The organism is Cupriavidus oxalaticus (genome assembly GCF_016894385.1).
Lineage (GTDB): Bacteria > Pseudomonadota > Gammaproteobacteria > Burkholderiales > Burkholderiaceae > Cupriavidus > Cupriavidus oxalaticus.
Window position 1 is genome coordinate 1,636,612 of the sequence record NZ_CP069812.1, and the last position, 14,304, is coordinate 1,650,915.

General features: G+C 63.2%; 13 protein-coding genes. 10 read left to right on the plus strand and 3 right to left on the minus strand.

What is annotated here, in order from left to right:
• Nucleotides 1–184: 184 nt before the first annotated feature.
• A complete protein-coding gene (locus tag JTE92_RS19950; RefSeq protein WP_063238979.1) occupies nucleotides 185–550 on the minus strand; it encodes a hypothetical protein in 366 nt (121 codons plus the stop codon).
• The gene (locus JTE92_RS19955; RefSeq protein WP_063239061.1) at nucleotides 537–1,001 is read right to left on the minus strand and encodes a hypothetical protein; all 465 of its coding nucleotides are present in this window, start codon (nucleotides 999–1,001) and stop codon (nucleotides 537–539) included. Before JTE92_RS19955 ends, JTE92_RS19950 begins: the two co-directional genes overlap by 14 nt.
• 355 nt (nucleotides 1,002–1,356) lie before the next feature.
• On the opposite strand from JTE92_RS19955, the gene JTE92_RS19960 reads away from it, so the two are divergent.
• The 7 genes from JTE92_RS19960 to JTE92_RS19990 all read left to right on the plus strand — a co-directional run bounded on the left by JTE92_RS19960 (nucleotide 1,357) and on the right by JTE92_RS19990 (nucleotide 9,421).
• Nucleotides 1,357–2,202, plus strand: coding sequence for a TauD/TfdA dioxygenase family protein (locus JTE92_RS19960; protein ID WP_371136929.1), 846 nt, complete (start codon nucleotides 1,357–1,359; stop codon nucleotides 2,200–2,202).
• A 335-nt stretch (nucleotides 2,203–2,537) separates the two neighbouring features.
• Nucleotides 2,538–3,530, plus strand: coding sequence for a Bug family tripartite tricarboxylate transporter substrate binding protein (locus tag JTE92_RS19965; RefSeq protein ID WP_063238978.1), 993 nt, complete (start codon nucleotides 2,538–2,540; stop codon nucleotides 3,528–3,530).
• Nucleotides 3,531–3,993: 463 nt separating this feature from the next.
• Nucleotides 3,994–4,932 (plus strand): amidohydrolase family protein, encoded by a 939-nt coding sequence (locus JTE92_RS19970; RefSeq protein WP_232353268.1) that lies wholly within the window; start codon nucleotides 3,994–3,996, stop codon nucleotides 4,930–4,932.
• Complete coding sequence (locus JTE92_RS19975) at nucleotides 4,929–5,930, plus strand: NADP-dependent oxidoreductase (protein WP_063238977.1); 1,002 nt, start codon at nucleotides 4,929–4,931, stop codon at nucleotides 5,928–5,930. The genes JTE92_RS19970 and JTE92_RS19975 overlap by 4 nt, the downstream gene beginning before the upstream one ends.
• A 172-nt stretch (nucleotides 5,931–6,102) precedes the next feature.
• The gene (locus JTE92_RS19980) at nucleotides 6,103–7,263 is read left to right on the plus strand and encodes a porin (protein ID WP_063238976.1); all 1,161 of its coding nucleotides are present in this window, start codon (nucleotides 6,103–6,105) and stop codon (nucleotides 7,261–7,263) included.
• 120 nt (nucleotides 7,264–7,383) lie between these two features.
• The gene (locus JTE92_RS19985; RefSeq protein ID WP_084254582.1) at nucleotides 7,384–8,367 is read left to right on the plus strand and encodes a Bug family tripartite tricarboxylate transporter substrate binding protein; all 984 of its coding nucleotides are present in this window, start codon (nucleotides 7,384–7,386) and stop codon (nucleotides 8,365–8,367) included.
• Between the two features lie 61 nt (nucleotides 8,368–8,428).
• Nucleotides 8,429–9,421, plus strand: coding sequence for an NADPH:quinone reductase (locus JTE92_RS19990; RefSeq protein WP_063238974.1), 993 nt, complete (start codon nucleotides 8,429–8,431; stop codon nucleotides 9,419–9,421).
• Between the two features lie 72 nt (nucleotides 9,422–9,493).
• Here the strand turns inward: JTE92_RS19990 and JTE92_RS19995 are convergent, their stop codons facing one another.
• The gene (locus tag JTE92_RS19995; protein WP_063238973.1) at nucleotides 9,494–10,507 is read right to left on the minus strand and encodes a zinc-dependent alcohol dehydrogenase family protein; all 1,014 of its coding nucleotides are present in this window, start codon (nucleotides 10,505–10,507) and stop codon (nucleotides 9,494–9,496) included.
• 236 nt (nucleotides 10,508–10,743) lie between these two features.
• Here JTE92_RS19995 and JTE92_RS20000 point away from each other — a divergent pair, with 236 nt between their 5' ends.
• The 3 genes from JTE92_RS20000 to JTE92_RS20010 all read left to right on the plus strand — a co-directional run bounded on the left by JTE92_RS20000 (nucleotide 10,744) and on the right by JTE92_RS20010 (nucleotide 14,185).
• Nucleotides 10,744–11,517, plus strand: a complete 774-nt coding sequence (locus tag JTE92_RS20000) for a GntR family transcriptional regulator (protein WP_239477834.1) — start codon at nucleotides 10,744–10,746, stop codon at nucleotides 11,515–11,517.
• A gap of 430 nt (nucleotides 11,518–11,947) precedes the next feature.
• Complete coding sequence (locus tag JTE92_RS20005) at nucleotides 11,948–12,940, plus strand: Bug family tripartite tricarboxylate transporter substrate binding protein (RefSeq protein WP_063238971.1); 993 nt, start codon at nucleotides 11,948–11,950, stop codon at nucleotides 12,938–12,940.
• 186 nt (nucleotides 12,941–13,126) lie between these two features.
• Nucleotides 13,127–14,185, plus strand: a complete 1,059-nt coding sequence (locus JTE92_RS20010) for a beta-keto acid cleavage family enzyme (RefSeq protein WP_063238970.1) — start codon at nucleotides 13,127–13,129, stop codon at nucleotides 14,183–14,185.
• Nucleotides 14,186–14,304: the final 119 nt, after the last annotated feature.

Consider the following 14,304-nt stretch of genomic DNA (forward strand, 5'->3'; position numbering starts at 1 on the left):
CTCCGGAAGTTGGCAGTGTCAGTGTCTGCTCAACGACAGCGCGCCGGTATCGGGCGTCGTCTGACAAGGCCACGGGCACTGACGTGATGTGAATGCCGTTATCCACGTCTAAATCATTGATTTTATTTGTATTGCGGCCCGTTGCGATGCCGTTGTCACGCGGATTGACGTCATTGCTTCGGCATCACGGCCAGGTCCGGGCGCGCTTGCCGATCGCTTGCAGCAACGCAAGTGCGCGGGCAGCGGCCGTCGCCGCGTCCGGTACATCGCCACGGACGTAGAGCGGCCGCAGCTCCTCGATCTCGCCCAGGTTGCGCACCAGGCCTGCTTCGGCAAGCGAGTACTTGCGGAGCCGGTTGACCGCTGTCATGGTGGTGTGGACCATGTCCTCGTCCTCGGCGGACACGCCACGACGATGCAGCACATAGTTGACCCAGTGGGTTCCCGCCAGCATCGCCCCTTCGATCTTCATTTCCCAGTCGTCATCGCCAAGCCGGGACATGGATCGTTCGATGCGTTCGGCCTTGATCCGATGGTCATCGGCTTTCATGCCTGCTCTCCCCGATCGCGCGCGTGAAGATGGAAACGACGGTGCCAAAGGCGCGTTCGCATTCCTCGACGATTGCTCGTGTCGGCACGCCATAGCCGCGGATGCATGGATCCCGGTGCTGCTCGATGGTATGGAGGGCGACTTCCAGTTCCCGGATGAAGGCAGGCACCGCGCCCTCGATCGGCGGCCAGCCCACATGGCTGACATCTCCGAGGCCGCGCAGCGTATAGGCGTAGGTGCCATCGGCTTGCGGTACGACATGGACACCGGGGATCGTGGAGAAGGCCCGGTCGTCGTTGGTCAGGCCCGCGACATGCAAGGTGGCGTTGAGCATGTTGGTGCCGGCGGTCAGCGTGGTCCAGAACCAGATCTCGAAATCGGCGAGCGGGTCGAGACGCTGGCGCAGCGCGCTCAGGCGCTGCGCCTTGTCGATATGAGCGGGGATATTCACGGCTGCGTCCCTGGATTCACGCCGGCCTTGCGGATACGGCATTCGTGGCGAACACACGTGGCCGGGGTGGGGATGTCCTGGATCTCGAGTGTGCCGCCTTCGGCGCCAGGGACCATTCTTATGGCTTTCATCGCATCTCCTTGGTCTGGAACGTGAAACTGGACGGTGGCGTGAGGGACCTTTCGCAGACAGGTTCGACACGATGCAGTCTAGCAGTCGAAATTAATAATGTCGACAACAATAAAAGGAACGTCTATAGTCCTTTCCAACAGTGGCCTGGGGTGGTCGGCATTGGCCGGGGATCCCGACCCGAGGAATCCAGCCAACTCGTTGTCACGCGAACAGGGAGACGTTCATGATCATGGTTGAGAAGCTGACCCGCTGCATTGGTGCGGTGGTATCGGGGTTGCATCTTGGCGAGGCGTCGCGAAACGACGCGCTGTTTGCCGAGATCAAGGCGCTGCTGTTGAAGCATCGCGTCCTGTTCTTCCGGAACCAGGACATCACGCGCGCAGAGCACGTGGCGTTCGCGTCCAGGTTCGGCGACCTTGAGACCCACCCGGTGGCTGGCAGTCATCCCGACCACCCCGGGCTGGTGCAGGTCTATAACGCGGACCAGAAACGGCCTTACGAGAACAACTACCATACCGACGGGCTGTGGCGCCCGACGCCTCCGATGGGGGCCGTGCTCCGGTGCATCGAGTGCCCGGAGGAGGGCGGGGACACGATCTGGGTCAATATGGTCGAGGCGTACAGGCGGCTGCCCGATGACATCAAACGGCGCATCGATGGCTTGCGTGCAAAGAGCAGCATCGAGCATTCGTTCGGTGCCGTGATGTCGCCGGAAGAGCGGGCAAACCTTGCCAGGAAGAACCCGGAAGTCGAGCATCCCGTGGTCCGTACCCACCCGGAGACGGGCGAGAAGATTCTCTACGTCGGCAGCTTCACCACGCATTTCGTCAATTACCACACGCCGGAGAACGTCCGCTTCGGCCTCGACAAGAATCCGGGGGCGGGCCTGCTGCTCCAGTACCTGCAGAGCCAGGCTTCGGTTCCGGAGTACCAGGTGCGTTATCGCTGGCGTCCGAACGATGTCGCCGTCTGGGATAACCGGGCCACGCAGCACTACGCCGTCATGGATTACTGGCCGGCGCCGCGCAAGATGGAGCGTGCGGGGATCATCGGCGACAAGCCGTTCTGAGGTCCGCGTCGTACCGGGCGCCCGAGCCCGCCGTCATGGCGCGCGTTATCGAGCGCGTGGCATTTCCGTCCAGATCAGAAGCGGGTGGGCTTCTGGTTCCTGGTTGTCTCCAACCGCTCCTGGGAGCGTTCAAAGGTCTCATTGGAATACTTCCGATGAGATCTTTTTTTGTGAGGGCCGATCACCCCGTTTCATGCGTTATTAGCGCGACATCAGGAATTCAGGCTGCCAGCCGGGATTCTCCAATTCGGCTCGATGGTAGTTTGGAGACGCATTCGTTCATGCCGCGATTCGCGGATCGAGCTTCAACGGAAGTGAAGCAAGGAGGAGACAGAATGACATCACGCATGCAATCGCTCGTTGCCGCATTGGGAGCAGGGACCGTGCTGACGCTGGGCACGGCCAGCGGTGCAATGGCGCAGGAAGCCTGGCCCAGCCGCCCGATCCAGCTGATTGTCGCCTCTTCCGCAGGGTCGGGGACCGATGCCCTGGCGCGGCTGATGGGCCAGCGCCTGTCGGAGGTGCTGAAGCAGCCCGTTGTGGTGGATGCCAGGCCCGGCGGCAGCGGCATCATTGCCGCAAAGGCGGTCATCAAGGCGCCGAACGACGGCTACACGCTCTTGTATGCCACCGCATCTGGCCATGTGATCGCTCCTTCGGTCATGAAGCACTACCCGCTTGATCTGAGGAAGGGTCTCGTTCCTGTCGCACAGACCATGGAAGGCGGGGTGATCCTGGCGGTCAATGCTGAACTGCCGGTTCACAACCTGTCCGAGCTGATCAATTTCGTGAAAGCGAACCCGGACAAGTACAGCTACGCGACCTGGGCGAACGGCTCTTCGGCCAACCTGACCATGGAGTGGCTCAAGAAGAAGACCGGAATGAAGACCGAACACGTGGCGTACAAGACCTCGACGCAGCTTCTCACCGATGTATCCTCCGGCGTGGTGAAAATCGGGTGGGCTGATCCGTCGGTGATGACACCCTTCGTGCGTTCAGGCAAGGTGCGTCCCATTGCCATTCCCGGCAACGTACGCCCACCACAGTTCCCCGAGGTACAGACGATGGGCGAGCAAGGCTACGGCTTCGATGCGGTGGGATGGTTCGGGGTGTTTGCGCCCGCCGGAACGGATCCGGCCATCGTGAAGCGGCTTCATGCCGAGATCAACAAAGTCCAGCAGTCTCCCGAAGCGGCGGCGATGATGAAGAACATGAACTTCGGGCCGCCGCCGGCGAAGACGACCGAGCAGTTCCGGGATATCGTGGACAGCGATCTGAATACCTGGTCGAAGATCGCCGCGGACGCCGGTATCCAGCTTGACCTCTGACGGCACGCGGACTCAGGGCGGCTTCGGACCTCGATAAACCGGGAAAGCCGCCGCCCTGCAGGATCCCATCCAGCCAGGAGGCTTGACCTGAATGGCGGCCTCCCCGGAGGTCGCCGCAGCCGCGGCGACGTCTCTTCCTTCCTTCCCTCCTTCCTTCCTTCCTTCCCTCCTTCCTTCCTTTCAGTAGCCTCCGGCCGCGAGCTTCGGTTCGATCTGCCAGGGGAACCCGCGCTTGTGCAAACGCTTGAGCCAACGTGAGTGTTCCGTGGGCAAAGAATTTTTTTGAAACCTCACCAAGGCACGGCAGGGGCCAAGCGCGCCGCCGATGGCTTCGTCGCCATCGCGGGACGAACATTCGTGGTGTGATTAATGTCGACAAAAACAGGAATCGTGTATATAGTTTTTTCAAGCGGGGAAGGCCGGTGCTGCGGCAACCCCGTCCACGTCCAACAGAGGAGACGACATGACAGACCTGACCGACGCCCGCTTCGCCCAGCTGGCGGGCAAGATCATCGACTTCCGGCTGCGCCCGCCCACCGGTCCGTACCGGACGTTCTTCACGCCTAACGTGGTGGGCGCTGTCAATCGCGTCCTTGGCCACCCGGTGCCGCGCTCGTACACGATCAGCACCGAGCCATACCCGCATGCGGAGGATCGGGCGCTCCGGGCGCTGATCCACGAGATGGACAGCGTGGGGGTGCGCCTGGGCGTGATGAATGGCCGGCATTCAGTGAACCGGCCGACACCGGTGCACATCGAGGACCGGGACCTGGCGGAGCTGGCGCAGCGCACGGAGCAGCGGGTGCTGGGGCTGGCGGGAATCGACTTCGACAAGCCGGTGGGCGAGATCATCGAGGGGCTGGACACGGCGGTGAAGGAGCTGGGGCTGGTGGGGGTGTGCATGGAGCCGGGGCTGGCACGCGCGCCGATGTATGCGGACGACGAGAAGCTGTTCCCGCTGTACGAGAAGATCGAGGAACTGAAGGTGCCGCTGCTGTTCATGACCGGCCCGCTGGCGGGCCCGGACATTTCGCACACGGATCCGGTGCGCTTTGACCGGGTGGCGCGGCGCTACTCGACGATGCCGGTGGTGCTGGGGCATGGCTGCTACCCGTACGTGAACGAGGCGGTGGCGCTGGCGTTCAAGAGCGAGGTGACGGGACTGATGAACGTGTTCGTGTCGCCGGACGTGTACACGTTCGCGCCGGGCGGACAGGGGTATGTGGAGGGCATCAACTGGCTGTCCAGGCGCTTCATCTACGCGTCGGCCTATTCGTTCTTTGGCGTGGACGACTCGGTGCGCGACACGCTCAGGCTGCCGATCAGGGACGAGGCCCTGGAGGACTACATGTACCGCAACGCCGAGGCGCTGCTGCGCCTTGCAAAGGGAGCCCAGGCATGAGCGAGCGCAATACAAAGATCGTCATGAAGCGCCATCCCGCGGGGATGGTGCAGCCCGAGGACTTCGAGGTGGTGCGGGCCGACCTGCCCACGCTGTCCGAAGGCGAGGCGCTGGTGCGGGTCATGTACCTGTCGCTGGACCCGTACATGCGCCCGATGATGGATCCGGTGCGCTCGTACGTCGAGCCGCTCACGCCGGGCCAGGTGATGCCGGGCGGCACGGTCGGGGAGGTGGTGGCCAGCCGCGACCCGGAGTTGCCCAAGGGCACGCTGGTGGCGGCGCCGCTGGGCTGGCAGAGCCACGGGGTAGTGACGCGAGGGGCGGTGCGGGTGGTCGATCCGGAGCTGGGCCCGCCGTCGGCGGCACTGGGCGCGCTGGGCATGACCGGGGTGACGGCGCATTACGGGATGCTGGCGCTGGCCAGGCCCAGGGCAGGCGAGACGGTGGTGGTGACGGCGGCCTCGGGTGCGGTGGGCAGCGTGGCGGGGCAGATTGCGAAGCTGCAGGGCTGCCGGGTGGTGGGCATTGCCGGCGGCGCGCAGAAGTGCCGCTACGTGATGGAGGAGTTGGGCTTCGATGCATGCGTCGACTACCGCGCGGCGGACTTCGAGCAGCAGCTTGCGGCGGCCACGCCGGACTATGTCGACGTGCTGTTCGAGAACGTGGGCGGCCCGGTGATGGACGCGGTGCTCAGGCGCATCGCGGACCATGCGCGCATTGCGCTGTGCGGCAACATCAGCCAGTACAACGAACAGGCGCCGTACGGCTTCCAGGGCATGCGCCAGTTGCTGATGCACCGCGTGACCGTGCACGCGTTCGTCATTGCGGACCATCGCGCTTACTGGCCGGCCGCGCAAGCCGACCTGGCGCAGTGGCTCAGGGAAGGAAAACTGAAGTACCGGGAGGACGTCAGCGACGGGCTGCGTGATGCGCCGCACGCGTTCATCCGGATGCTTACCGGGGGCAACTTCGGCAAGCAGCTGGTGCGGGTGTCGTAGGGCCCCTGAGAGGGATGCCAGCCGACCCGCGCCTTTCGCCCCTCTTGCGCTTGCGCGAGGGGGGCAGCGGTAGTTGCGTGCGCTTGCCGCTGCGTCGCGACTCGCGTTCGACCATGTTGTCGGCCCGCCAGAAGAAAACCAACTAAATCAAGAAATTCGGAGAAAAGCAGTCATGAGGAAGACGATTTTCGGCTTTGCGGCCGTGTGCGCATGCGGTGCAGCCGAAGCGCAGTCCAGCGTCACGCTGTATGGCGTCATTGACACCAACATCGAATACGTCAACAAGGTCGGTGAGGTGCCCCGGTCGACCAACAATTTCAACTCCGGCCAGGGCCAGAAGGTCTTTCGCGAAAATGCCGGCGGCTACTCCGGCTCGCGTTGGGGCCTTCGCGGCACGGAAGACCTGGGTGGCGGCCTGAAGGCGGTCTTCGTACTGGAAGGTGGCTTCAACAGCGATACCGGCACCATGCAACAAGGCGGCCGCGTGTTCGGCCGCCAGGCGTTTGTCGGGCTTGGCTCGCGGATGGGCCAGATCACCGTTGGCCGCCAATACCACTCGCTGTTCAGCACGATCGCCAACTTTATCCCAGCTCGATATGCCACCCAGTACGAGCCGACTGCCCTGATCGTCGGCCCCAATTTCCGCGAGGACAACACGGTGAAGTATACGGGCGCATTCGGCCCGCTTACGGCCAGCGCGCACTGGTCGTTCGGCGTCGGAACATCGCTGCCGCAGGTTTCCCCGACGATTCCGGCGGCGGGCGGCACCGGAGAGGTGCCGGGGCAATTTCGCCGGGACACGGGCTACGGCGCAGGCCTGAACTATGTGATCGGGCCTGTCGGGTTCGGCATTGGCTATGACCAGTGGAACCCGACGATCGGGACCGGCAACGGAACTTTCAGGAAGGCAGCCGTGATGGCCAACTACGCCTTCAACAGCACGGCAAAAGTGATGGGTGGCTACCGTTGGGGGCAGAACAAGGCGCCAGACGGTACCCTGCTGCTGCGGGACGATTTCTACTGGATTGGCGGCCAATACCAGGCTACGGCGAATATCGATTTCACGCTCGAGTACAACTACCAGAATGTAAAGAGCATCGGCGGCAGCAGCAATTTTGCCAACCCCTGGCAGATTGCCCTGATTGCCGACTACCGGATCTCGAAGCGCACCGACATCTATCTGACCACGGCCTATTCAAGGAACGCTGGCCTGACCCTGGATTCGGCGGCGAATAACTACGCGTCGAGTCTTGCGCTGGGCAACAGCTACACGCTCGCCAGCGGCCAGACCTCGATGTTTGGCGCCGCCATGGGTATCCGCCACGTGTTCTGACGAGCGCTCGCGATGAACCGGGGCTGGAGGGGAGAACTGTCGGACGGACAAGTTGCTGCCGGCGAAGCCCCGGCCCGGTAACGAAAGCAACAACGCATTCCGGACCGAAATGGAGAAGTCATGATCTCAGCAAGCCGCCTTATGACCTGGCTGTTCGCCATCATGGTCGCCGCTTTATCGCCTGGCGCACAGGCGGATCAGTACCCGGTGCGCTCCGTTCGCTTTATCGTTCCCTTTCCCGCCGGCACCAGCATCGATGCCGCATCCCGCATCCTGGCGCGCCAAATGGCGGCAGAGATTGGTGTCCCGGTCGTGGTCGAGAACAAGCCGGGCGCGGGCGGAGCCGTCGGCGCCGTTGCGGCGGCACGTGCCGAACCGAATGGATACACCATCTTCCTTGGCAGCGTCGCGACGCTGATCGGGAAGCTGGCACAGCCCTCTGCCGCGTTCGATCCGGTAAAGGACTTCAGCCCGGTGTCTCTCGTCTACAAGTCCGCCGGAATACTGACTGTCAGCAGTGATTCGGCGGTGAAGTCAGCGGCGGATCTGGTCGAATGGGCCAGGCGGCATCCCGGCGCGCTGAACTATTACTCGGGAGGCGTCGGCACCGCAGCCCACCTCCTGGGTGCCACCTTTGCCAGAAAGGAGCGCATCGAGGCGGTTCATGTTCCGGTGCGGACCGTGACGGATATGCTCCCTCAGTTGACGGATGACGTGCCACATTTCGCGTTCTTCACCGGTGCGGCGGTGCGCCCCTACATCGAGTCGAACCGTCTGCGTCCCCTGGCGGTATCGACCCGCGTCCGCATGCCGCAGCTGCCGGACGTGCCAACCCTGCTCGAGCTGTTCAAGGATGCGGACCTGGTTCACGAGAGCTGGCTGGGAATCTGGGCACCCGCCAATACCCCCACGCCGATCGTGCGCAAGCTCTTCGCAGCTGTGGTGAAGGCGGCGAATACCGCCGACTTCAGGAATGCGATGCTCCAGCAGGGCCAGCAGGCCGTCGCCAGCGGCTCGCCGGAGGAGTTCCGCAAGTACATCAGCTCGGAATATGAACAGCTGAGAAGGGTGGCCAAGGCCGTACAGATTTCGTCCAGTCATTGATACCGCAGGGATCGACGCGGATTCCGCGCGCGCTATTGGGGTTGTACTTGGGAGCATCAACATGAAGGCAGTCTGGTATGACCGGCAAGGACCGGCGCAAGAGGTCCTTTGTTTCGGCGAGATGCCGACGCCGGAGCCCGGCCCTGGCGAGGTTCGCGTGCGGCTCCATGCGTCGGCCGTCAACCCGGCTGACGCCAATCGCCGTGCAGGACGCTTGCACGGCATGGACTATCCCCGCGTCATTCCGAACAGCGATGGCGCCGGCGTGATAGATGCGGTGGGGAAGGGTGTCGATCCGGATTTGCTGGCGCGTAGGGTCTGGCTGCATTTCGGGCAGCGCGGGCGCGCCTTTGGCACGGCCGCGGAGTTTATCTGCCTGCCTGGTGAGCTGGCCGCACCATTACCGGACCAGGTCGATTTCATCGAGGGCGCCTGCCTGGGCATACCAGCGATGACTGCCTATTGCAGCCTGTTCCTGGACGGGCCGATTGAAGGGAAGACCGTACTGGTCACGGGTGGCGCGGGAGCGGTCGGCCACTACGCCGTGCAGCTTGCGAAATGGGGAGGCGCTCGCGTCGTGGCCACGGTGAGTTCTGCGGCAAAGGCTGCCCACGCAAGACGGGGCGGAGCGCACGAAGTGGTCGACTACACGAGCGACGATGTTGCCGAGCGAATTCTCGACTTCACAGCAGGGAAAGGCGTCGATCGCATCGTCGATGTCGATGCCATCGGCAATATGAAGCTTGGCTTCCGGGTGGCTGCCGATCATGCGACCTGGGTCTCGTATGCCATTGGCCCGGATCCGGCGGAAGCCTTGCCCGTGGTCTCGCTGATCCGCCGCAATCTTTCGCTGCGAGGGCTGTACCTCTCGGGTATGCCGATCGAAGTTCGGCGGCAGGCGCAGCGCGGCATTGGCCGATGGCTGGCCGAGGCTCCCGATGCCGTCCACGCAGTGGACCGCTTATTTTCGCTGCGCGATACCGCCCAGGCCCATCTCGCGGTCGAGGCGCGCCGCAAGGTCGGCACCGTTGTCGTTCGTTGCGACTGGGTGTGAGCGGGCGCGTATGAGCGGGCGCTACCGCGGCCTTGTGTTGCCGGGCACCCCTGGGTATGCAGGTGCCTCTGGTCAGATATCCAGCACGATCTTGCCGATGTGCTGGTTCGCTTCCTGGTAGCGAAAGGCGTCGGCCATCGCTTCCAGCGGGAAATGCCGGTCAATGACCGGGCGGATGCCGGTGGCATTCAAGGCACGCACCATGTCGAGCTGGTGCTGGCGGCTCCCCACCAGCAGCCCCGTCAGGCGCAGGTGCTTGCGCAGCAGCTGGGTGACGGTGACCGGCCCGGTCGGGTTTCCCAATGAGCCGATCACGGCGATATGTCCGCCGACACGGGCTGCCGTCATCGACTGGTCCAGGGTTGCGGCGCCGCCAACCTCGATGACATGGTCAACGCCAGCGCCGCCTGTCAGCTCGCGTACTGTCTCGCCCCATTGCGCCGTTTTGCGATAGTTGATCAGGCAATCCGCGCCCAGCTGGTGAAGCCTGGCAAGCTTCTCGTCCGAGGATGAGGTGGCGATCACCCGCGCGCCGGCCGCCTTGGCGAATTGCAGTGCAAAGACGGATACGCCGCCGGTGCCGAGTACCAGCACGGTCTCTCCCGGCTTCAGGCCGCCATCGGCAAACAATGCCCGCCAGGCCGTCACGCCGGCCGTGGTCAGCGTGGCGGCCTCGGCATGGCTGTAGCCGTGTGGCGCGTGCGTGAAGCACGCTTCGGGCAACGTCACCGCTTCCCGCGCAAAGCCGTCGACGCCATCGCCGGGAACGGTAGCGAAGTCGCACAGAAACGGCACGCCGTCATGCCACGTCGGGAAGAAGGTGCTGACGACATGGTCTCCGACCGAGAATGCCTTCACGCCCGCACCCACGGCGGTGACTTCCCCGGCGCCGTCCGCCATCGGAATGCGCCTTTGCGTCAAGCCCCGACGGCCCGAAACCACGGCGTAGTCATGATAGTTGAGCGAACTGGCACGGATGCGGACGGTGATCTCGCCCGGTCCCGGGAGGGCGGCCGTGGCCTCCCCGATGACGATGCGCTCGAACCCGGCCGGAGGATCGAGATATACGGCTTTTGCAGCAGTCATGGCATTCCCTGAGTCGCCGACAAGAAAAAGGCGTCCTGAGTTTAGCATCTCAATATTATTAAAGTCGACTATATGTATAGTCGGTCGGGGACGTCAGCCGGCCGAGGGCCACGCGTAAGGTAAGATCTTGGGCGCCGTGCGCTCGGCCTCGCCTGCGCCGGACCCGATCGCAACTCTCGGAAGGACTTCCACTCATGGGTAGACTCAAGACTACCAATACGCCTGAACTGCAGGATTTGCTGACGCCGCAGAATCCACAGAATCCCCTCACGCTGGCAGTGGAGCGGGCGCTCAAGCATGGACGCGACTGGTCGGCATCGGTGGCCGAGCAGATTGCGGTCCGGCTGGCGGGCCTGATCGCGATCGACGTGATCCATGCCGGCCAGAGGCTGCTGGAGAAGGATATCAGCGATGTCCTGGAGGTCAGCCGCGCTCCCGTGCGCGAAGCCCTGCGCATTCTGGAGCGCGAACGGCTGATCGAGTTCCGGGCACGGCGCGGCGCCATCGTCACGGAGCCGAATGCGCAGGACCTGAGGGATATCTATATCGTGCGCGAGGCACTGTTTGCCATCCTGCTAAGGGAACTGATGGAAGAGCGCGCCGAGGCGCTTGACGCCCTGTTCGAGGCAATCATGCCGAAAGTCAGCAAGGCGGTGAAAGAATCTGCGGTGGATACCTATACCAGCGAGACCTTCATGGCCAACATGGCGATGGCGGACCTGTCGGGAAACCGGCTGGTCGCGGATTTGCTGAATTCGATCTCGCTTCGCACGCTGCGGTATGTGCGGCTCGGCCTGGCAGCCAACCCCGGCTCGCTCGAAAACTCACTCAAGACCTGGCGTGCACTGCAGCGCGCCGTGGCCAAGCGCGACATCGACGCGGTCCTGCAGACCGCGCGCAAGCGCATCGAAAGCTCCCGCGACGCCGCCATCCGTGCGCTGTCATCCGGCGCGCCGAAGGGTAGTGGCGCCGCTTCCCGCCGCAACGCCGCGCCAGCCAAGGCCGCCTGAGCGCCAGCCTCCCTTACGCCACGCACCGGCTTCTGCATCAGCCAGAAGCAGGGATGCCATCAAATCCTGCACCGGCGCTCGTGTCCGCCACGAGCACACGCTGTGCCATGCCGCCGCATCAACGTAGTGATCGCGGCCCGGGCGCCGATTGCGACCTCGTAACGCCGGTGCGCGTGTCGCTGCACTTCATACGCGGTTCGGCGCAAAGCCCGCAAGCGTGTGCTTCACACGAAAGAAATCTTCGTTGCCCGGTCCATTCAGACGCCGCCATCAGATCAAGATAAATTGATGTCGACATAAAAAATGTCGGCTGCTATGATCGGACTCACCATAGCCTGAGCGGGTGGGAACTGCTTGTCGCGCAGCTTCGTGGGTGAGGCAGGCCACACCTGGAAAGGCTGGTAATAGTCGAAATACCATGGGGACGACAATGTCATCACTGAAGAAGCTGCTCTCAATCACGTTGTGCGCGGTGGCAGGCATCACCTTGTGCGCGCCAGAACCGGTGCAGGCGCAGGAAGCCTGGCCCGCGCGCCCGATTCAAATGATCGTTCCGTCATCTGCCGGATCGGGAACCGACGCGCTGGCGCGGGCCATGGCGCAGCGCCTTTCCGAGTCGCTGAAGCAGTCCGTGGTCGTGGAGAACCGGCCAGGTGGCAGCGGGGTGATCGGGACTAACGCGGTCCTCAAGGCGGCGCCGGATGGCTACACGATCCTCTACACGACGGCATCCAGCATGGTGGTTGCGCCGGCCGTCATCAAGACCATTTCCCAGGACGCAAGAAAGAACCTCGTGCCGATCGCGCAGACAGCCGTGGGCGGCGTATTGCTGCTGGTGAGCCCGGATCTGCCGGTACACGACCTGCCTGGACTGATCGAGTTCGTGAAGGCGCATCCGGACAAGTACAGCTACGGCAGCTGGGCCACCGGTTCGTCCGCGCACCTGACGATGGAGTGGCTGAAGAAGCAGACCGGCATGAAGACCGAACACGTTGCATATCGGACATCCGGTCAACTGCTCACAGAGCTTTCCTCCGGGGTGCTGAAGATCGGCTGGACTGACCCCAGCGTGGCGGTTCCGTTCCTGCGTTCCGGCAAGGTGCGCGGCATTGCCATTGTGGGCAATGTGCGGTCTCCCCAGCTTGCCGATGTCAAGACGCTGGATGAGCAGGGCTACAAGTTCAATACGGTGGGATGGTTCGGCATGTTTGCGCCGGCCGGGACCAATCCGGCGATCGTGAAGCGCCTGGCCGATGAGGTCAACAAGGTGCAGGGGACGCCGGAGATCGCGGCCCTGATGAAGAAGCTGAACTTCGAGCCGCCTCCGGTAAAGTCCTCCGCGCAGTTGGGCGAGATCGTCCGAAGCGATCTGCAAGTCTGGACGAAGATCGCCAACGACGCAGGCATCAAGGTCGACGAATAAGCCGGGGACGCCGCCACCTAGTGGCGCGTATTTGTCATAAATGGATAAGTGCCAGACATCCAGCGTAAAGCGGGAAGTGGTGCGGGACCGGAAGATTCACTCGAAGTCCCGACACTTCGGCATAAACCGCTTTGAGGAGACTTGCATGCACTTGTCAATATTCGCATTTCTACGTAGAGACCCAACATGAACTTCCTTGACGGCCACCTGTATCCCGAGAACCAGCAGCCTCTGATCATCACCGCCGCTCCCTATGCGCCGGGCTGGATTCCTTCCGATTTCCCGGAAGATATTCCTGTCACCATGGAGGAGCAAATCCAGAAGGCGGTGGATTGCTACGAAGCTGGCGCCGCCGTGCTGCATCTGCACGTGCGCGAAGCCGATGGCAAGGGCAGCAAGCGCTTGTCCATGTTCAATGAACTGATCGCCGGAGTACGCGCCCGCGTGCCGGAAATGATCATCCAGGTGGGCGGCTCCATCAGCTTCGCCCCCGAGAGCGACGGCGCGGCGGCCAAATGGCTATCCGACGACACGCGACACATGCTGGCCGAACTCGATCCGAAGCCCGACCAGGTGACGGTGACCGTCAACACCACGCAGATGAACGTGACGGAGCACGCTGGCATCGATGACTTCAAGGGGGTATCGCGCGGCTTCCCGCATCTCTACGGGACCTACAAGGACATGATCGTGCCCTCGAATCCGAGCTTTATCGAGGAGCATATCCGACGCCTGACGGCTGCCGGCATTCAAAGCGAGTTCCAGGTCTACAACATCAACAGCTTCGAAACGATCGAGCGCCTGATTCGCCGCGGCGTTTACAAGGGGCCGCTAGTGATGAACTGGGTGGCCATCAGCGGCGGCATGGATCAGGCGAACATCTACAACCTGGCCAACATGCTGCGTGCCGTGCCCGACGGTGCGGTGGTCACAGTGGAAAGCTCGGTGCTCAATGTGCTGCCCATCAATATGATTGGCATGGCGCTGGGGCTGCATGTGCGGTGCGGCATCGAGGATGTGCTGTGGAATCAGACCCGCACGGGCAAGATGAGCTCCGTGGAACAGATCAAGCAATTGGTGCGTATCGCCGGCGAATTCGGTCGCCCCATCGCGACGGCTAAGCAGGCGCGCGAGATCTGCAAGATCGGCGTGTTCTACGACACGGCGGAAGAGACGCTTCAGGCCAATGGCTTCGCGCCAAACCGTAACGGCGGGAACCAGGGGTTCCTGCGCAAGCCGGACTGAAGGAGGCCGGAGCCGCCAGTCATTGGCGGCAGGCTCCCGGGCTGTGATTCCGGCAATTCGCCCTTCATTGACGGGCCGCGCAATGCCCGTGCGCGGTCAGGCCCATCCGCGCGGCCCGT

Bases quoted from the DNA above. Each gene is read 5' to 3' on its own strand.
- JTE92_RS19950 (WP_063238979.1), bottom strand. From the start codon at position 550: ATGAAAGCCGATGACCATCGGATCAAGGCCGAACGCATCGAACGATCC.
- JTE92_RS19960 (WP_371136929.1), top strand. From the start codon at position 1,357: ATGATCATGGTTGAGAAGCTGACCCGCTGCATTGGTGCGGTGGTATCG.
- JTE92_RS19965 (WP_063238978.1), top strand. From the start codon at position 2,538: ATGACATCACGCATGCAATCGCTCGTTGCCGCATTGGGAGCAGGGACC.
- JTE92_RS19970 (WP_232353268.1), top strand. From the start codon at position 3,994: ATGACAGACCTGACCGACGCCCGCTTCGCCCAGCTGGCGGGCAAGATC.
- JTE92_RS19975 (WP_063238977.1), top strand. From the start codon at position 4,929: ATGAGCGAGCGCAATACAAAGATCGTCATGAAGCGCCATCCCGCGGGG.
- JTE92_RS19980 (WP_063238976.1), top strand. From the start codon at position 6,103: ATGAGGAAGACGATTTTCGGCTTTGCGGCCGTGTGCGCATGCGGTGCA.
- JTE92_RS19985 (WP_084254582.1), top strand. From the start codon at position 7,384: ATGATCTCAGCAAGCCGCCTTATGACCTGGCTGTTCGCCATCATGGTC.
- JTE92_RS19990 (WP_063238974.1), top strand. From the start codon at position 8,429: ATGAAGGCAGTCTGGTATGACCGGCAAGGACCGGCGCAAGAGGTCCTT.
- JTE92_RS19995 (WP_063238973.1), bottom strand. From the start codon at position 10,507: ATGACTGCTGCAAAAGCCGTATATCTCGATCCTCCGGCCGGGTTCGAG.
- JTE92_RS20005 (WP_063238971.1), top strand. From the start codon at position 11,948: ATGTCATCACTGAAGAAGCTGCTCTCAATCACGTTGTGCGCGGTGGCA.
- JTE92_RS20010 (WP_063238970.1), top strand. From the start codon at position 13,127: ATGAACTTCCTTGACGGCCACCTGTATCCCGAGAACCAGCAGCCTCTG.